The sequence below is a fragment of the Streptomyces nymphaeiformis genome, assembly GCF_014203895.1.
GTDB classification, from domain to species: Bacteria; Actinomycetota; Actinomycetes; order Streptomycetales; family Streptomycetaceae; genus Streptomyces; species Streptomyces nymphaeiformis.
In genome coordinates this window covers 513,488-531,810 of the sequence record NZ_JACHJY010000007.1, presented here as the reverse complement: position 1 = coordinate 531,810, position 18,323 = coordinate 513,488, and the positions used below count along the sequence as shown (strand labels likewise).

Sequence of the window (18,323 nt, the reverse complement as noted above, 5' to 3'; positions counted from 1 at the left end):
CCCCGGACGCGTCCCCACGACACCCGCACCCACCAGGGAGTAGTACGTGTTGTCCTCACGTGATCGAGCGGCGGCGCCCCGCCGCCGGCGGAGCAGGCTGCCCGCCCTCGCGGCCGTTCCCGTCCTCGCCCTGCCGGCCCTCGTCATGGCGCCGGTCGACCAGGCAGGCGCAACCGAGGCGGCCCCCGCGGCCCTCACCGTCCGCCCCGACCCCAGTTATCAACAGCCCGCCTTCGAGGGCTGGGGCACGGCACTCGCCTGGTTCGCCAACGTGACCGGCGGCTGGCCGGACGCCCAGCGCAACGCCCTCGCTGACGCCCTCTACGGCGCCGACGGTCTCGGCTTCACCATCGCCCGCTACAACATCGGTGGCGGTGACAGCCCCGAGACCCCCTCGTACATGCGGGCCGGCGGTGCGGTTCCCGGCTACTGGAACCGGCCGGGAGCGGAGACCCCGGGCTGGTGGGACCCGAACAACCCCACCCACTGGAACGACCAGGCCGACGCCAACCAGCGCTGGTGGCTGACCGCCGCCAAGGCCCGCGGCGCCACCACCTTCGAGGCGTTCTCGAACTCCGCCCCGTACTTCATGACCAACAGCGGTCTCGTCTCCGGCTCCGTGGACGGCGGGTCGGACAACCTCCGCTCCGACCAGTACGACCGGTTCGCCGCCTACCTCTCCGGCGCACTGCGCCGCGCCGAGCAGGGCTCCGGCGTCACCTTCACCTCGATCTCCCCGGTCAACGAGCCCTCCGCGAGCTACTGGAAGGCCGGCGGACGGCAGGAGGGCTCCCACTGGGACCCCGCCTCCGTGGCCAGGATCGTCAGTACCCTGCGTACCACCCTCGACGCGGCCGGCAAGAGCACCAAGGTCTCCGCCATGGACGACTACGGCCCGGACGTCGCCTCCTGGCAGTGGAGCCAGTACGCCCCCGCTGTCCGGGACGCCGTCGGACGGATCAACGTCCACACCTACAACACGGGCGGGCGCATCGCCGTCCGGGACATCGCCAAGGGGGAGAGCACCCCCCTGTGGATGTCGGAGAACGACCTCGGCGGCAGTGTCGGCCAGAGCTTCACCGACATGAGGCCGGGACTCGACCTCGCCGCCAAGATCACCACGGACGTCCGGCAGTTGGAGCCCAGCGCCTGGGTGCTGTGGCAGGCGGTCGAGGACTACGAGAACATGACCCCGGAGCGCGAGAACTCCAACTGGGGTCTGATCCAGACCGCCTTCACCCCGGCCGACGCCGCCACCGAGCCCCTGCGCAAGAACAAGAAGTACTGGACGATGGCCCAGTACAGCCGGTTCATCCGCCCCGGCGCCCATGTCGTGCCCACCGACGACCCCGACACCCTCGCGGCGGTCCGCCCGAACGGCCAGGGCCTCGTCCTCGTCCACACCAACCACGGTTCGACCGCCCGTGACCTCACCCTCGACCTCGGCGGCTTCGAGACCACCGGCGGCGCCGTCGAGCGCTACACCACCGACGCCACGCGGAACGTCGAGCGCGGCACGGACCTCACCGTGACGGGGAAGGCCCTCCGGGCCACCGTCGCTCCCGACTCCGTCACCACCTTCGTGCTTCCGGGCGTCACCGGCGTGAACGCCGCCGACACCGGCACCCCCACCGGTGCGCCCCGGCAGATCCTGAACGACAACAGCGGCAAGGCTCTCGCCGTCACCACCGTGGCCGGCAAGGACGGCCTGGTGCAGCGGACCGCGAACACCGCCGACCCCGCCCAGCAGTGGACGTTTACCAAGTCCTCCGCGACCGACTGGAGCAGCACCGCCACGTACCGCGTGACCAGTGTCAAGACGGGCAAGGCGCTCTCGGTCACGGCGGGCGCGCTCGGCTTCGCCACCCCCGGCGCCGGCGCCGAGCAGCTGTGGATGCGCTCGACCGCCGGTGACGGTCACGCCACCCTGGTCAACAGTGCCACCGGACAACTCCTCGACGTGTCAGGCGAGTCGACGGCCGACGGTGCTCCCGTCGGCGTCTACCGGCCGACCGCCGGAGCCAACCAGTCCTGGACCTTCCGCTCCACGGCCGCCGACGTCTGGCAGACCCCGGTCTTCCGGCACAGCGGCAAGTGCCTCGACGTGGCGGGCGTCTCGACCGCCGACGGCGCCCAGGTGTTCCAGTACGGCTGCAACGGAGGCGCCAACCAGCAGTGGTCCCTGCGGCCCGCCTCCACTGGTTACGTGAACATGGTCGCCCGGCACAGCGGCAAGTGCCTGGACGTGAGCGGGGCTTCGGCCGCCGACGGCGCCCAGGTCCTCCAGTACGGCTGCAACGGCGGCCGGAACCAGGAGTGGGCCGTGCACAGCGTCGACACGAGCCACGTCACCCTGATGGCCCGGCACAGCGGCAAGTGCCTGGATATCGAGGGTGGTTCGACTGCGGACGGGATGGCCGTCCGCCAGTACGCCTGCAACGGCGGCACCAACCAGCAGCTCCGCATCGGCTGACGACGCAAGACGGGCCGGGCACCGACCACTGGGTCGGTGCCCGGCCCTCTGCCGTGCGCGGTCGGCGGCGCCGGGGCGCGCAAGTCCGAGGAGCGTACGTCGGCACACGTAAGAGGCGGAACGCCGGGCTCGGGGGTGGGATGTCCGAACCCGGCGCTCCGGGCATCTGGTTACTCCTCGGTCGGCCCGAGGTCGGGCGTCTCTCGCAGGCTCACCGTGCGGGTCCGGGGGCCCGCGTGGAGTTCGAGGACGACGATCTCGTTCGTGCCCGCGCGCAGGACGGGGGCGGGGACGTACAGGGAGGCCTGCGGGCCGCGGGACCAGTAGCGACCGAGGGGGAAGCCGTTGACCCAGGCGTTGCCCTTGGTCCAGCCGTCGAGGTGGAGGAAGGTGTCGGCGGGGTCCGACACCTCGAAGGCGCCCCGGTGGAAGGCCGGCCCGACGGGCACGGTCGTGGTCGCCGCGAACGGGACGCCGTCCAGCTCGGTCAGGGTGAGTGCGCGCTGGGTCCAGCCCGCGAGCTCGACGCCGTCGAGGAGGACCTTCCCTAGCAGACCCTTCCGGTCGTGGATGCCCTCGCCGTAGTTCACCCGACCCTGGTTCTCGACCAGGACCGAGAGCACGCTGCCGGCCCGGGGGACCGTGAAGGCCAGGGCGTGCTCGTGGTTCTCGCGTTCCAGGACGCCGACGGGCTGTCCGTCGACGAAGACCTGGGCGCGGTCGCGCACCTGCTCGATCTCCAGGAGCGCCGGCCCCGCGAGGGGCAGGGGCGTCTCGTAGAGGACGAAACCGAAGTCCTGCTCCAGCTCCTCCATGGTCAGCGGGCGGCGGGACTCCACCGCCGTCGCGAGCGCGGCCGCGCTCGGCAGCAGACGGGCGCTCTCGGTCAGCGCGACGGCCGGGACGGCCAGCTTGGGACCGGGCGCCGGTACGGGCTCGTCCGGCACGGGCGCGTACTTGGCGATGACGTCGCGGAAGGCGGTGTACTTCGCGGTGGGGTCGCCGGCCTCGTCGAGCGGGGAGTCGTAGTCGTACGACGTGACGGTGGGCCGGTAGGTGTGCTTGTCGTTGGCGCCGTTGGTGAAGCCGAAGTTGGTGCCGCCGTGGAACATGTAGAAGTTGACCGAGGCGCCGGTGGCGAGGAGTTCGTCCAGCTCGTGGGCGGCCTCCTGCGGGTCGCGGACGACGTGGCGCGCGCCCCAACGGTCGAACCAGCCGATCCAGAACTCGGACGTCATCAGCGGCCCCTCGGGGCGCTGGGCGCGCAGGTCGGCCAGGTGGTGGGCCGATCGGCTGCCGAAGTTCGCGGTGGCGAGCACGCCGGGCAGGGCGCCGCGTTCCAGGTCGACCGGCTGGTCGCAGGTGAAGAGGGGGACGTCGACCCCGCAGCGGCGCAGCGAGTCGGCGATGCACTCCATGTAGGCGGTGTCGTCGCCGTAGGCCCCGTACTCGTTCTCCACCTGCACGGCCAGGACCGGGCCGCCCTGTGAGGCGAGGTACGGCCGCAGTGGGGTGAGGAGTCGCTCGAAGTAGTCGTCGACGGCCGCGAGGAAGCGGGGGTCGCGGGTGCGCAGCCGGATGTCCGGTTCGGCGAGCAGCCAGGAGGGTATGCCGCCGCCCTCCCACTCGGCGCAGATGTACGGGCCGGGGCGGAGCAGGACGTGGAGTCCTTCGGCGGCGGCGAGGTCGAGGAAGCGGGGGAGGTCGAGGCCTGCGTCCATCACGAAGCGGTCGGGGCGTGGCTGGTGCAGGTTCCAGGGGACGTAGGTCTCGACGGTGTTGAGGCCCATGAGCCGTGCCTTGCGGAGCCGGTCCTGCCACTGGTCGGGGTGGACCCGGAAGTAGTGCAGCCCGCCGGACAGGATGCGGAAGGGGTGGCCGTCGAGCAGGAAGCCGGCCTGGTCTGTCTGGAGAACGGGCATGCGCTGTGTGCTCCTGTGTAGAAGGGTGCGATGCGGGCCTGGAAGTCGCCAGCATGTGTATGTTTACGTAAACACCATGATGCTGGCAAGCCCGGTACCGGTCCGGGGACACGGGGACCATCGAGGAGCGGGTCTTCTTTGGGGGAGATATGCATGGCCGACGTACCCGCTCCATGCAGACAGACCCTGATCCGGTCCATACGGCGCGCACTGCGCCTGCTCCGTGCCCTGGAGCAGCGGGTCGGCGGCGCTGGCGCCGAACAACCGGCCCGGGGCGCCGCGCTGCCGACCACGTACCACCTCCTGGTCCACGAGGGCGTGGTGCGCGACGGACCACGGAGATGCGAGCTGATCGACCTCGCGACCGAGGCGCCCGGCGAGATGGCGGAGCCGCCGGTCGGGGAGCGGATGGACTTCCGGGCCGGCGCGCACGCGCATGCCGGGGGACGAGCCGTCCTCGCCCAGCTCGGCAGGGAGGAGCGAGCCGACCACCTCGCCCGTCACCCGGCTGACCCGGCGCACCCTGCCCGACCGCGCCGCCCTTGAGCGCCGCCTCGCGGATCTCCCCCGGGGTGGCCCCGCGTGGAGCACCAGGAGTGCGTGCTCGGCACGGTCTGTGCCGCGGCACCCATCAGCGTCGGCTCGACCGCCGCGGCGCTGGTCGTCTCGCTGCCCGCCTCCCGACCCGCAACGGCTATCACCCGTAGTGAAATGGAAGCGTCGGTGGGCCGGCCGATGACCTTGCGCCTCGCAACCTCGACGGTGGCGAAGAGGGGCGTGGTGCCAGCTCGGACAAGGCTGTGACTGCGGTGTTCGGGACCGCCAGGCACAATCGGCAGAAGTGTTGGCTGGGACAGATGCAGGCAGAAACGCAGGCAGTGCTCTGCATGAGTCGAACGTACCGGTCCATCGGACAGATAGGCGCCTGGTGCGTCTCGCCGAACGCGCTCAGAAGAAGCCGAGCTTCTTCGGCGAGTAGCTGACCAGCAGGTTTTTCGTGTGCTGGTGGTACACGCCTCGCATGGCCACTGACCAGCGGAAACGGCCACGATTCGGCCAGGCTGCAGGCGGCTGGTCCGCGTATGGCCCGGATCTTGGTCGGCACGGGCTGCGGCTTCGAGGGTGCGGCCGGTAGCGAGCATGAGGGCGATCAGGGCACCGGCAAGGTACTCGCCCACGGCCAGGGTGCCGCCGAGTGCGAGTACGGCGATCAGGTCCACGCCCGCCTGTCCGCGACGCAGTGCGGCGAGCACCCACACTACGGCGGGCACGACGGCAGCGACGGTTCCCAGAGCCCAAAACAGGTCCGACAGACCGGGAGCGCCAACGAGCCAGGCGATGCCGCTGCCGGCCAGCGCGGCCGCGGTGACGGACAGGAGGACCGATTCGAGCCGCAGGGAGGTGATGGCGGCGGTGATGCGGCGCGAACCTGCTGCGGTGGGGTTCATGGCGCACCTCGATCCGTGCGGTGCGGCCACCGCGGGGCTCGGTCCCTCCCTCCCATCAAGGCGGTGACCTCGGCGGTAGGGGCCGTCCGGCCCTTATGCCGGGCCGGACGGGACCGACGCATGCTCGTCACGTCCGGTCGGCATCGAGGTGGAGCGCCAGCAGGGGGCAAGCCGCGGCGGCCCGTCGGGCGTGGGCGCGCAGGTGGTCGGGGACGGACCGGTCCTTGACGATGGGGTAGCCCCATTCGTCGAGGTCGATCAGCTCGGGCAGCAGTTCCCCGCACAGGCCCTGTCCGGTGCAGGCGATGCGGTCGATACGCAGGGTCTTGGCGCGGTTCGCGGGGTTCATCGCCAGGTCTCCGGGAGTACGGCGGGTGGTACGGGGATCCGCGGCGGCCGGTGGGCCGCGGCGCAGGCGCCCTGGGCGAGGTGGCGGTCGACATCGTCGGCGAAGGCGCGTAGGGCGGAGGCGGCCAGTTGGGCGGCGCCGTCCGGGTGGCGACAGGCACCTCGGTCCGGCAGCAGCCCGACCCGCCGGAGCAGCCGGGACAACAGAGCGGGGTCAGCCCGTCCCGCAGCCAGTGCGGCGAAGTCCTCGGCGACGGCGGGCAGCCCGAAGCGGCACGGCCCGCACTGGCGGGCGCCGTTCGCGGCGAGGTACGCCAGCATGCGCGCCGTCTCGGACAGTCCGCAGGCCGCCCGGGGCAGAGCGATCAGCACGCCCGCACCAGGTGCGGCGCCCAGCGGGGCCAGGTTGCACCGGGCGAGGGGCACTTGGAGGTGCTCCGCGGAAAGCCAGGTGCCGCCGAACCCGCCCAGCAGGAGCGCTTGCAGGGACTCCGTACGGCCTCCGGCGCGGTCCAGGATCACGTCGAGGGGCGTCCCGAACGCGGTCTCCAGGACACCGGGCGCCGCGACCGCGCCGGAGACGGTGACGAGCAGCGTGCCGGGCTCGTCCGGCGTTCCCGCCTGCTGGAACCAGTCCGGCCCGTAGCGGGCGATCAGGGCCAGGTGGGCGAAGGTCTCGGTGTTGCTCACCAGCGTGGGGCGGCGGGCGACACCGCGTTCGTGGGTGTGGGGCGGGCTGCCCTGCGGACGCGCCGGTCCGCCGTTGAGCCAGCGCACCAGCGACGTCGACTCGCTGGAGACGTAGGTGTGCGGAAGGGCGTGGAGGCGCAGCCGCACCGGGTCGAGGCGGGCGCGCCGCCGTTCGTCCAGGGCCGCACTCAGCTGCTCGAACTGGGCGGCGCGGGTGCGAGGCAGGCACAAATGGACGGTGTCGGCGCTGACCGTCCTCGCGGCCAGGACGGCGCCGTCCAGGACCAGATGGGGTGCGACGGTGAGCAGGAACTCGTCCTTGCGGCTCGCGGGTTCGCTCTCCATCGCGTTGACGACGACCACCGCCCGTCCGCCTCGCTCCGCGACCGCGCGCAGCTTGCGGGCCGTGGGGAACCCGGCACCGCCGCGCCCGGTGAGCCCGGCCGCCTCGACGGCCTCCACCACGGACATCGGCGACGTACGGGTGCCCGGAGCCGACGGGCCGTAGTGCCGCAGATGCTCGGCGAGGGTGGCCGGCACACCGGTGGCGTACAGGCCGGAGAGGAGCCGGGGCGCGTGGTGCGCCGGGGAGGAGAGGGCCGAGGAGTTCGGCGTCGCGTCCGTCGTCGCGTTCATCGTCCGCCTCCGATCAGGACCACAGGTGTCAGGGCGGCGCGCTGCGACCAGCCCGGCTGGAGTGGCCCGGCGGCGAGGAACGCGGTGAGCACCACGGGTACGGCGGTCGCGGCCACGGCGGCCGTCAGGCGCCCGGCGACATGCCCCGGACCGGCCTTGGCCAGCCGCCACCACACGGCGGCGATCACCGTCGCGAGGCAGGCGGCGTACAGCCACAGCTGGAGGGGAAGCCGGGTGTCGGTGCCGGTCCCGGCGCTGTGGAAGAGGGCCAGGGGCCAGGCGGCGTACGCGAGCCAGTGCACGGCCTTCCAGGAACGTACCCCGAGCCGGTGCCGTAGCGCGCTGGTGACGAGGACCGCCAGCAGCAGGTCGAGCGCCGCGGTGCCGAGCCCGAGCCAGAGGGGCCGGTAGGACGCTCCGAAGGGCACCACGGACACGGCCCAGCTCAGGCGCACGAACGGATCGAGCACCGCGGTCACCACATGCATGCCGAGGAACACCAGGGTGAGCAGGGACAGGTTGCGGTGCAGCAGCCCGATCTCGAAGCGGCCGATGCGGCGGGGCACGACCCGTCCGCCGGAGGCGATGCCGAGCACCACGGTGGCGGTGAGGAGGACCAGGGCGAGGGTGCCGCCCGCACGGCTCGCGTACCAGAGAGGGCTGCCTGTCAGGGCCAGGGTCGTCGTCATCGCGCGCCTCCGGGGTCCGGCTTCCGCGAGCCCGGCGGTGCGGGCGCGTGCGAGTCGGGCGGCCAGCCGCCGAGGCGTACGATCCTGCCGTCGAGGGCGGTCAGCCGGGCCGGCAGGGCGGTGCTGAGCAGCCAGTCCGGCGCCCGTTCGCCCAGCACGATCGCCGCCGTGCTGACGGCGTTGGCGTCCACGCAGGTGGCGGCCGCGACGGTGGCGGTGCGCCACGCCGGTGCGGCGGGTTCTCCGGTGGCCGGGTCGACGATGTGGTGCAGGGCCCGACCGCCGCGGCGCCAGGCGCGCACCCGGATGCCCGAGGTCGCCAGGGCCCCGCCGGTCACCGCCACTGCGGCACCGCCTTCCGGCGCCGGCCGGGCGTGGTCGTCGGCGAGGGCGATCCGCCAGCCGCCCTCTGGGGCCGGTCCGGCGGTCGCCAGGTCGCCTCCCAGATTGACCAGGACGCTGCAGCCGGTTGCTTCGGCGGCCCGTCGGGCGGCACGGTCGGCGGCCAGCGCCTTGGCGGTGGCGCCGAGGTCGAGGCGGGTGCCCGGGGGCAGGCGCAGTCGGCGCGTCCGCGGGTCGAAGGCGATCCGCCGCCAACCGGGCGCCGGCCGGCCCACCGGGACGGGGCGGGCGTCCCCGGGGCGTATGGACGCGAAGGTGCGGTCGTAGCCGAGCGCGATCACCGCGCTGCCGACGGTCGGGTCCACCGCGCCGTCGGTGAGCCGGGCGGCCCGCAGCGAGGCTTCCAGGGCCACCGCGAAGTATGCGCTGACCGTCGTCGTACAGCCCGCGTTCAGGTTCACACGGCTGAGCTCGGAATCAGGCCGGAAGCGGCTGCACGCACGGTCGACGGCGGTCAGCTCGGCCTGCAGCACTGCTTCCGCAGCGGGCAGAGCGTCAGGATCGGTGACGAGCAGGACGGCCGTGGTGCCCAGCGCCGGGAAGGCGACCCGGGCGGGCACGGACGCCGACGGGCATGTGTTCATGACGCCCCCGTCGTGGTCTGCGGCTGCTGCTGGGTCGCTGCGGGTGGCTGGACCGGCGGCTGCGGAGCCGGTGGCGCCACGGTGGTCGGCTGGACCGGCGGCTGCGGAGCTGGTTGCGCGACTGGAGCCGTACCCTCCGTGCCGTCCTCGTCGCCGTCCTGCTCCTCGCGCCCCTCGTCGTCCTTCCCCACGGTGGCGGCAGTCGACGGCGCGGGATTCTGCACCGGTGCATTCGCCGGTACGTTAGTGGGCGCGGAGGCGGCCGAGCCGCCCGGCAGCAGGTGCGCGTAGAAGCCGCCCAGGGCCGCCGCACCGGCGGCGGCCGTGACCGCGATCCACCGGGTGGTGCGGCGGCTGCGGCGCAATCCGTGGTCGCGTGCGTACTGGGAGGAGGCGGGGGCGGGTGTCGGCCGGAAGTCGTCGGGCAAGGGGGCCATGGCAGCGCTCCTGGAGAATCGGCGGCCCGGATCGGCTGCGTGCACTTCCAGGCTGAGCTCACCGCACCCGGGAACTCGCTCACGTCTCCTTCAGAACCGGTAAAGATCTTCACGTCGGAAGCCTCTACGTCCCGCCCTGCGCGTGCCCGTCCTCAGCCCACAGGGGGAGATCCAGTACGACGGTCAGCCCGCCACCGGGAGTGTCCTCGAGGCGTGCCGTACCGCCGTTGACGGTGACCAGCCGGTGCACGATGGCCAGCCCCAGACCCGTGCCCCTGGCTTCGGGGTTGCCGAACCGGCGGAAGGCGACCGCCTTGGCCTTGTCCGTCATCCCGGGTCCGTCATCCCGAACGAAGACCCGGGCCCGCCCCCGTACCGTGCCATGGCCGAGGGTGATGCTCCCGCCGGATTCCGCGGCCTCCACGGCGTTGGCGATCAGGTTGTCCAGGATCTGCTCCAGGTGGCCCGCGCCCAGCGCGACGCTCAGGGCAGGCCCCTCGGGCACGGCGGTCAGCCGGACGCCGTGCTCCTCGGCGACAGGGGACCAGGCCGCCACCCGCTCGGTGACCACCTCGTCGACCCGCACCGCGGCCGGACGCGGTGTCGCCTGCTCAGCACGCGCGACCGCCAGAAGTCCGTCGACCATCCGCGACAGACGCGTGATCTCCTCCTGCGCGGCGGCCAGCTCCACCGCTGTGTCCGGTTCGGCGCCGGCGGCCAGCACGTCGAGGCGCAGCCGCAGCGCAGCCAGCGGCGTGCGCAGCTGGTGGGACACATCGGCGATCACGGCCCGGTGACCGTGGACCAGGGCCTCCGTGCGGGCAGCCATGGTGTTGAAGGTGGCGGCCAGCCGGCGCACCTCCGGAGGCCCGGCCTCGACCTCGGCCCGCTCGTCGAGGGCGCCCTCGCCCAAGTGCCGGGCGCTGGCGTCCAGCGTCGACAGCGGACGGCTGACCCAGCGGGCGAGCCGCACGGACAGCAGCATGGACGCCGCAAGACCCGCGACACCGAGCGCGGCGGACCAGCCCCAGATCGCCGCGATCCGGGCATCCAGCGGATCCGCGGAGCGGGCCAGGACGACCGCACCGGCGGGCCGGCGCACCTCTCCGGCCGGTTCCGCGGCGAGCAGCCGGCCCTCGTTCTCCGGCGGCTCCGGCTCGTGCCCGGCCAGTACGTCTTCCACCAGCTCCTCCGCCTCCTCGCCCTGGGCCGCCGTGCACGGGGTACCGGCCACCAGGCGCCCGGAAGCGTCGTACACCGAGGCGCAGTCCCCGGCCCGGGCCGCGGCGTCAAGCTCCTGGTTCAGGACGGTCGGGGGCTTGTTGTCGGAAAGGTGCTCCTCGGCCGCCGCCGCGATCACCCGGGTGGCCGCCCGCTGGTTGTCGCGGTAGGCGACGCGCTCGCGCGCCGTCAGCGACACCGCCAGCGGTACGACCGCCAGCACCAACAGCACGGACGTGAGAACAAGGAACGTCCAGGTGATCCGCTGGGTCACGACCGCTCCCGCGACCCCTCGACCGCCCCGAGCCGGAACCCCTGCCCGTAGACCGTCTCGACCAGCCCCGGCACGCCGAGCTTGCGGCGCAGCGCCGCCACGTGCACGTCCAGCACCTTCGTCGGGCCGTACCAGTGGGCGTCCCAGGCTTGCTCCAGAATTTGCTGGCGGCTCACCACCCGACCCGGATCCGCAGCCAGACACTCCAGGATGCCGAACTCCTTCGGCGTCAGCGCCACCGCACGTCCGTCGACCGAGACCTGCCGGGTGCGCAGGTCCAGCGTCAGCGGCCCGTGCCGCAGAATCTCGGGCTCCGCCGGACGCCGGCGGCGCAACACGGCACGGACTCGTGCCAGCAACTCGGCAAGACCGAACGGCTTGACCAGGTAGTCATCGGCACCCTCGTCCAGGGCCACCACCCGGTCCGCCTCCTCACCCCGCGCGGTCACGGCGATGATCGCGGCGTCTGAACGCGCCCGTACCCTCCGGCACACCTCCACACCGTCGATGTCCGGAAGCCCCAGATCCAGCAGGACGACATCGGGCGTGGACGCTGCCAGGGCCGCCCGCCCGGTCCCCACACTCGCGGCCTCGTATCCAGCTTGTCGCAGACCACGCACCAAGGACTCTGCGATGCCCCGGTCATCCTCCACGACCAGCACCCTCGTCACCTCGGGGTCGCCCCCTGTGCGCGCGTTCATGATCGCTGCCCGCCTTCCGGCCGAGGAGTCGGCCACGTCGACACACTCAGGCTGCGTCCACGCCTCGTGTCGGCGGTAGGGGCCGTTCGGCTCCCAGTGCGACGCGGGCGGACCCCAGCCGACTCGGTGTGCCCATGGCTGTCGATGCAGCGAGCGGTGGCCTCGGACCGAGGACCGGTGAGGGGTGCGGCAGCCGGCGGTACGGGTCGTGGTGGTTCTCATGGCCTGCCCCCATGATGCGGTCGGCGCGGCGGAAGAGGGCGGTGGCGGCCAGGGTGACGCCCGCGAGCCAGGCGAGGGCGAGAAGTAGGGGAGCCGGTGGCGTAGAAGCCGGGTGTGACGGCGGCGTCGGTCAGGACGCGGCCGGCGCCGTAGCTGGGCAGGGCGCGGGCTCAGCCGGGCGGAGCATGGGGCGCGTCGAAGACGGTGGCGGTGATGGCCAGGGAGGCGGTCGTCGCCGCGAGCGCGCCGAGGGCGACGACGGCGAGCAGAACGGCGGGTCGGCAGCCGGTTGGCGCGAGCCGTCGGTCGGCGGCTCACGGGTCGACGGTCGGTGGCCAGCTCTGTACGGCGCCCGACAGCTCACGTACCGCCTTCTGCGACGGTGGCGAGTGCGGTGTCGAGGCGTCGTGCCGCCTCGTCGGCGACGGGGGCCATGGCGTCGACGCCGGTGAGGGTGACCATGGTGGCGGGGTCGATCGCCTGGACGGTCACCTGGTCGCCGTCGGTGCGGACCACGACGTTGCAGGGCAGCAGTAGCCCGATCGAGCGGTCGGCGTCCAGGGCCTGACGGGCGAGTGGGGGGTTGCACGCTCCGAGGATCAGGTACGGCTCCATGTCGTGGCCGAGTTTCGCCTTGAGCGTGGCCTGGACGTCGATCTCGGTCAGGATGCCGAAGCCCTGGTCGGCGAGGGCGCGGCGGACGGCCTCCACCGTCTCGTCGAAGGTTCCGGCGACCTTGACGGTGCGGTCGTAGGGCATGGTCTTCACCTCACTGTTCGGAAGGCGACCGCCTCGGCATGCGGGCGACCCGGTCGTCGTGCCGCTGACGGTCGGCGCAGCGTGGGCCGAGGACAACATGATGTCCCGACGCATCCGTCCGGGGGCGGACGACAGGCATTGAGGGACCGTCGGAAATCCTTCAGTTCGGTCTCGTGGTGACGCCCAGCCCCTACCCAAGCGGGGCGAAGGGGAAGTCCGAGGACGCCCGGACTTCCCCGTCCGCAGCGACGGTGAGGAGGGCGTACCCCGGCAAAGCGGTGATCCACCGATGGGCCTCGCGAGCCCCCAGGACCATCGCCGCCGTCGCGTAGACGTCGGCCCACAGCAGTTCCGGACCCGTCACGGTCGCCCCCAGCAGCCCTGTGGCCGGGGTCCGGGTGCGCGGGTCGATGATGTGCGCGCCGCGCTCGGTCGTGCCCGAGGTGGCGACCGCGAGGTCTCGCCCCGCCACCACCGCCAGCAGCCGCCCCGACACCCGGGGGTCGGCGACCCCGATGCACCAGGTGCCCGCGGGTCCCGGGGCGCCGCCGACCCGCACGTCCCCGCCCGCGTTCACGCACGCGTCGGTGGCGCCCGCCTCCCGCAGCACCCGCCAGGCCCGCTCGGCGGCCCAGCCCTTCACCAGACCGCACGGATCGGGCCGGCCGTCCGCCCAGGCGTCGAAGGCGCCCCGGGTACGGCTGTGCGCGAGGTCGCACAGCTCCAGCACGCGCCGTACGGCGGGAGTGGTGTCCGCCCGGCCCGACTCGCCCCGTCGCAGTCGGCTCACGGCGCTGTCCGGCATAAACGGGGAGAACTCCCGGTCGACCTCGTGCAGCAGCGCCACGGCCTTGCCCAGCGCGGTCCGCAGCTCCGGCGTCCGCCGGTGGCGCAGGGCGAAGGAGACCACGGTGCCCATCACCGGTTCGGCGTGCCGCCAAGGGGCCGTCCCGGGCGCGGTCCGGTCACCCATGGGCCTGGTCCAGCGCGCTCTGCAGGGACCGGATGTAGCCCTCGCTCGTGTACGTGGCACCCGACACCGTGTCGATGTGGGCGCTCTGCGCGGTCAGGGCTTCGCCGGTGAGCGTCGGCACTGCGTAGCCGGCGATCTCCCGGTCGCGTTCATTCTCCGACGGCGTCCGGACCGCGGTGACGTCGGTGAGCCGTCCGTCGGCGATCGTGACGCGCACCTGCACCGGTCCGTACCGGGTGTCGACGACGTCCCCGGTGTACGTGCCGGAGGGCGGGGTGCCCGGTGTCGTGCCGACGGAACCGGGCTGCGTCGGAACGGCGACGGCCGGCTGGTGCGGTTTCAGGGCGAGCAGCGAGCACACTCCGGCCACGGTGACCGCGGTGGAGAGCAGAAGACGGCGCATGGGGGCCTCCTCAGGGCCGGTGGGAGGGGGGCGTTTCGGGTCGACCCCGGCAGGTTCACCACGTGAACGATTCGTGGTGGATCCGGTGGGCGGGCACCCCCGCCTCACGCAGCGCCGCCTCCGCCGCCGCGGTCCAGCTGGGCGGCCCGCACAGGAAGCAGGCGCGCCCCGCCACGTCCGGGACGAGGCCGCGCAGCGTGGCGGCGTCCAGCGGCAGGCGGTAGCCCGTCGGGTGGCTCACGGAGTAGTGGGCGCGCGCGCCTCGGTGGGCCGCGATCGCGTCGATCTCGTGGCGGAGCACCAGATCCTCGGGCCGTCGTGCCCAGTGGATCAGCACCGGGTCCCTCGGCAGCGTCTCGAACAGCACCCGCAGCGGGGTGATGCCCACCCCGGCTGCGAGCAGCAGCGCGGGCCGTCCCGCCGCGCGGTCCGGGGTGAGGGCGCCGTACGGGCCCTCGGCCCACACCCGGGTGCCGGGACGGACAGTGGCGAGCGCCGCGCTGTGGCCGCCCAGTGCCTTCACGGTGATGCGCAGGCTGCGTCCGTCGGGGACGGCGGACACCGAGTACGGCGACGCGGTCCACCACAGCCCCGGTGCCAGGAACCGCCAGCGGAAGAACTGCCCGGGCCGGACGGTGAGTTCATCCATGCGATCGCCGGTGACCAGCACCGACACCACGTCGGGGGCTTCCCGCCGGATGCCCGCGACCCGCAGTCCGTGTCGCCGCGAAAGCCGCACCGGCGTGAGCATCCGGAACCAGACGATCAGCGCGGCGGCCCCCGCGTACAGCACGTACCAGGCGGCTCGCACGGCCAGCCGGTCGAAGTCCGCACCGTTCGTGATCTGGTGCCCGAAGGCGAGGAAGACCGCCGCGTACGTGAGGAGGTGCAGGTAGTACCAGGTCTCGTGGCTCAACCGGCGGCGTGCGGCACGCGCCGAGACCACCGCCGTGAGCAGCAGGAGCAGCAACGCGGCCGTCGTCTTGAGCATGTCCGGGTAGTGCAGGACCACCCGGACTCCCTCGGTGACCGGATCCGTCCGGCCGGTGAGCGCGTAGCCTTCGATGATCAGCACCGCGTGGGCCAGTGTCAGCCCGATGGTGTAGCGGCCCGCCGCCGCGTGCCAGCGCGTCATCCGGTCGGTGCCCAGCGTGCGGTCCAGGAGCGGCACCCGTGCCATGAGGACGACCAGCACCGCGCAGGCGTATCCCGCGAGCAGGCCGGTGATCCGGCCCGCGCCGGTGAACCAGCCCGCAGGCCCCACCACCGAGGCGGTGTCCACCCACCACAGGGCGAGCACCGCCGTGGCACCGGCCCAGATCGCCGCCTGGACCGCAATCACCGCGACGGTCGCGGACCCGGGGGCGGCCCGGCCGGCGCGACGCCGGCCTCCCGGCCGCACCGTCCGTGCGACTTCCGTGCTCATCGCTCCCTCGCCTTCGATCCCGTGGCCCGGCAGGGCGCCAGGGCCTCGCCCACTGTGGTCCGTGATCCTGTGAGAAGCCTCTGAACCGGACCCCGTACCGAGCGGTCCGCCGGCCCCGGACCAGCGCCGGACCCGACGGGGCACGGGCGGACGGTGAGAATCTGTTCAGAGGAAACTCAGAGGTGAGGGCGGGCCTCCGGCCCCGCGCCGTCCGGCATCCTGGAAGGACCATGAACCCATCGCCGCGTACCGAGGTGCGCCGCCCCGACGGCACCCGGCCCAGGGTGCTGGTCGTCGACGACGAGCAGGATCTCACCGAGGTGCTGGCCGCAGCCCTGCGCGCCGAAGGCTGGGAGGTGCGCACCGCGGGAACGGCCGCCGAGGCGACCGCGGCCGCCGAGGACTTCGGCCCGGACGCGGTGGTCCTGGACTGGATGCTGCCGGACCACGACGGCCCGCACGTGCTGGCCCGACTGCGCGCGGCCCGTCCCACCCTGTGCGTCCTCTTTCTCACCGCGCGCGACACCGTCGAGGACCGGATCGCCGGGATCACCGCCGGCGCCGACGACTACGTCACCAAGCCGTTCAGCCTCGAAGAGGTACTGGCCCGGCTCAGGGGGCTGCTGCGCCGGGCAGGGCTCGCGGAGACCGCACAGGGCGGTGGACCTCGGCTGGCCCTCGCCGACCTCGTCATGGACGAGGAGGGTTACGAGGTCACCCGTGGCGGCGTCCCCGTCGACCTCTCCCGCACCGAGTTCGAGCTGCTGCGCTTCCTGCTGCGCAATCCGCACCGCGTGCTGTCCAAGCGGCAGATCCTGGACCACGTCTGGCGGTACGACTTCGGCGGCCGCGCCCATGTCGTCGAGCTCTACATCAGCTATCTCCGCAAGAAGATCGACGTCGGCCGCCCACCGCTCATCCACACCGTGCGCGGCGTCGGCTACGTGCTGCGCCCGGAGCGCCGATGACCCCGCAGCGCCCGTCACGCGTCCGTGGGTGGCGCGTCCGCCCCCGCCTGCCGCACTCCCTTCGGGCCCGGCTGACCACGGGGCTCGTCGCGCTTCTCGCCCTCGCCTGCGTCATCGTCGGCCTGGTCACCGTACTCGGCCTGCGCAGCTTCCTGGTCAGCCGGCTCGACCAGCAGATCGTGGCGAGCGGCGGCCGGTTCGCCGTCAGCCTCGAACACGAGGGCCGACCCGACGCCGACGGCCGGGGCGACACCCGGGGGCAGGCCGACGGGACTCTCGGCGCCCGGCTGCTGCGGGGCCGGATCGCACAGGCCGCCGTGGTGCGCGGCACCAGCGACGTCACGGTGCCCTTGACCGCCGATGACGCGCGGGCGCTTGCCGCCGTGCCCGCCGATGCCCGGCCCCGTACCGTGCGCCTCGCGTCCCTCGGGACGTACCGTGTCGCCGCCTGGAGCGGCGACGACGGCGACGTCCTGCTGTCGGGACTGCCCCTGCACCCCGTCGAGGAGACGGTGGAGAGGCTCGCGGTCGTGGAGACGGTCGTGTTCGCGATCGTCCTCACCGCGGCCGGGGTGATCACCGCAGCCTGGACCCGGTTCTCTCTGCGCTCCCTCGAACGCCTGGCCGTGACCGCCGACGAGGTGACCCGACTTCCGCTCGCCGCGGGGCAGGTCGCCATGCCGCCGCCGCTGCCCGGTACCCGGCCAGACACCGAGGTGGGTCGGCTCACCGGTGCGTTCAACCGGATGCTCGGCCATGTCGGCGACGCCCTGGACCGCCGCCACGTCGTCGAGGAACGGCTGCGCACCTTCGCCGCCGATGCCGGACACGAGCTGCGCACTCCCGTGGCCACAGTGCGGGCCCGCGCCGAACTCGCCCTGCGCCATCACGGGGACACCTTGCCCGACGAGGTCCGGCACGCGCTCGAACGCATCGATGCCGAGTCCCGCCGCATGAGCCTTCTGGTGGACGAACTGCTGCTGCTGGCCCGGCTGGACGCGGGACGTAGCCTGCGCCGAGACGCCGTGGACCTGACCCGCATCGTTCTCGACACCGTGGCGGACGCGACCGCCCGGCACCCCCGACACCTGTGGGAGCTGGACCTTCCCGAGGAACCCGTCCACGTCACCGGCGACGGCGACCGCCTCCACCAGGTCCTCGGCAACCTCCTTGCGAACGCCGGCGGCCACACACCGCCCGGTACCCGGGTCACCGTCGGCCTCGCCGCCGACGCAGAGAGGGTGACCCTCACCGTCACGGACGACGGTCCCGGCATCCCCGCCGAACTGCTGCCCGGCGTCTTCCACCGGTTCACCCGGGGCGACTCCTCGCGCTCCCGCGCGACCGGCTCGACCGGGCTCGGCCTCGCCATCGTGGACGCCGTGACCCGCGCCCACGACGGCCGGGCGACGGTCACCAGCCGCCCCGGCCACACCCGCTTCACCCTGCGGCTGCCGGCGCGGCGTGACGACGACGGCACCTCCGGTGGCGAAGCCTAGGGCGTGCCTCGGGTGGTGATCAGTCGATCGTCTGTCACCGCTTTCTCGGCGCAAGCACCGTGCAGTAGACCGTAGGCCAGGCGATACCGAACACCGGCGGCAGCTGCCGCCGTTTGCACTGGGCGCTGCAGAGGTGCGGACGTTCAACCCAGCCCGACCAGTTGGTGTCTTCGCTGCCGGCAATCTGGGGCGTCCACCGCTTCCATCACAGCCCAAAACGTAAACCCTCTGCGTACGGACCAGGCCGC

Annotated in this window: 16 protein-coding genes and 1 pseudogene; 4 read left to right on the top strand and 13 right to left on the bottom strand. The window is 73.1% G+C overall.

What is annotated here, in order from left to right:
- Positions 1–46: 46 nt before the first annotated feature.
- Complete coding sequence (locus tag GGE06_RS25885) at positions 47–2,473, top strand: RICIN domain-containing protein (RefSeq protein ID WP_184931918.1); 2,427 nt, start codon at positions 47–49, stop codon at positions 2,471–2,473.
- A 170-nt stretch (positions 2,474–2,643) separates the two neighbouring features.
- On the opposite strand, the gene GGE06_RS25880 is transcribed toward GGE06_RS25885, so the two are convergent.
- Positions 2,644–4,395 (bottom strand): glycoside hydrolase family 35 protein, encoded by a 1,752-nt coding sequence (locus GGE06_RS25880; RefSeq protein ID WP_184931917.1) that lies wholly within the window; start codon positions 4,393–4,395, stop codon positions 2,644–2,646.
- Between the two features lie 153 nt (positions 4,396–4,548).
- Between GGE06_RS25880 and GGE06_RS25875 the strand changes: the two genes are divergently transcribed.
- Positions 4,549–4,941 (top strand): hypothetical protein, encoded by a 393-nt coding sequence (locus GGE06_RS25875; RefSeq protein WP_116163918.1) that lies wholly within the window; start codon positions 4,549–4,551, stop codon positions 4,939–4,941.
- A 545-nt stretch (positions 4,942–5,486) separates the two neighbouring features.
- Here GGE06_RS25875 and GGE06_RS42765 read toward each other — a convergent pair.
- The 12 genes and pseudogenes from GGE06_RS42765 to GGE06_RS25820 form a co-directional block, all read right to left on the bottom strand.
- A pseudogene (locus GGE06_RS42765) lies at positions 5,487–5,843 on the bottom strand (heavy metal translocating P-type ATPase); the annotation flags it as partial.
- 127 nt (positions 5,844–5,970) lie between these two features.
- Positions 5,971–6,192 carry a ferredoxin gene (locus GGE06_RS25870; protein WP_184931916.1) on the bottom strand — a complete coding sequence of 74 codons (222 nt, stop codon included), beginning with the start codon at positions 6,190–6,192 and terminating at the stop codon, positions 5,971–5,973.
- Positions 6,189–7,517 (bottom strand): NADH-ubiquinone oxidoreductase-F iron-sulfur binding region domain-containing protein, encoded by a 1,329-nt coding sequence (locus GGE06_RS25865; RefSeq protein ID WP_184931915.1) that lies wholly within the window; start codon positions 7,515–7,517, stop codon positions 6,189–6,191. The genes GGE06_RS25870 and GGE06_RS25865 overlap by 4 nt, the downstream gene beginning before the upstream one ends.
- Entirely contained in the window at positions 7,514–8,206 is a 693-nt protein-coding gene (locus tag GGE06_RS25860; RefSeq protein WP_184931914.1) for a ferric reductase-like transmembrane domain-containing protein, read from the bottom strand. The genes GGE06_RS25865 and GGE06_RS25860 overlap by 4 nt, the downstream gene beginning before the upstream one ends.
- Positions 8,203–9,192 (bottom strand): FAD:protein FMN transferase, encoded by a 990-nt coding sequence (locus GGE06_RS25855; RefSeq protein ID WP_184931913.1) that lies wholly within the window; start codon positions 9,190–9,192, stop codon positions 8,203–8,205. Before GGE06_RS25855 ends, GGE06_RS25860 begins: the two co-directional genes overlap by 4 nt.
- Positions 9,189–9,629 (bottom strand): hypothetical protein, encoded by a 441-nt coding sequence (locus GGE06_RS25850; protein WP_184931912.1) that lies wholly within the window; start codon positions 9,627–9,629, stop codon positions 9,189–9,191. Before GGE06_RS25850 ends, GGE06_RS25855 begins: the two co-directional genes overlap by 4 nt.
- 124 nt (positions 9,630–9,753) lie before the next feature.
- Positions 9,754–11,124, bottom strand: coding sequence for a sensor histidine kinase (locus GGE06_RS25845; RefSeq protein WP_184931911.1), 1,371 nt, complete (start codon positions 11,122–11,124; stop codon positions 9,754–9,756).
- Positions 11,121–11,825, bottom strand: coding sequence for a response regulator transcription factor (locus GGE06_RS25840; protein ID WP_184931910.1), 705 nt, complete (start codon positions 11,823–11,825; stop codon positions 11,121–11,123). Before GGE06_RS25840 ends, GGE06_RS25845 begins: the two co-directional genes overlap by 4 nt.
- Positions 11,826–12,407: 582 nt before the next feature.
- Entirely contained in the window at positions 12,408–12,806 is a 399-nt protein-coding gene (locus GGE06_RS25835; RefSeq protein ID WP_184931909.1) for a DUF302 domain-containing protein, read from the bottom strand.
- Positions 12,807–12,996: 190 nt separating this feature from the next.
- Positions 12,997–13,779, bottom strand: coding sequence for an FAD:protein FMN transferase (locus GGE06_RS25830; protein ID WP_184931908.1), 783 nt, complete (start codon positions 13,777–13,779; stop codon positions 12,997–12,999).
- Positions 13,772–14,182, bottom strand: coding sequence for an FMN-binding protein (locus GGE06_RS25825; protein ID WP_184931907.1), 411 nt, complete (start codon positions 14,180–14,182; stop codon positions 13,772–13,774). The genes GGE06_RS25830 and GGE06_RS25825 overlap by 8 nt, the downstream gene beginning before the upstream one ends.
- Before the next feature lie 55 nt (positions 14,183–14,237).
- Positions 14,238–15,608, bottom strand: a complete 1,371-nt coding sequence (locus GGE06_RS25820; RefSeq protein ID WP_184931906.1) for a ferredoxin reductase family protein — start codon at positions 15,606–15,608, stop codon at positions 14,238–14,240.
- 230 nt (positions 15,609–15,838) lie between these two features.
- Here GGE06_RS25820 and GGE06_RS25815 point away from each other — a divergent pair, with 230 nt between their 5' ends.
- Both GGE06_RS25815 and GGE06_RS25810 read left to right on the top strand, forming a co-directional pair.
- A complete protein-coding gene (locus GGE06_RS25815) occupies positions 15,839–16,576 on the top strand; it encodes a response regulator transcription factor (protein WP_221518489.1) in 738 nt (245 codons plus the stop codon).
- Positions 16,573–18,075 carry a sensor histidine kinase gene (locus GGE06_RS25810; RefSeq protein WP_184931905.1) on the top strand — a complete coding sequence of 501 codons (1,503 nt, stop codon included), beginning with the start codon at positions 16,573–16,575 and terminating at the stop codon, positions 18,073–18,075. The genes GGE06_RS25815 and GGE06_RS25810 overlap by 4 nt, the downstream gene beginning before the upstream one ends.
- Positions 18,076–18,323 lie beyond the last annotated feature (248 nt).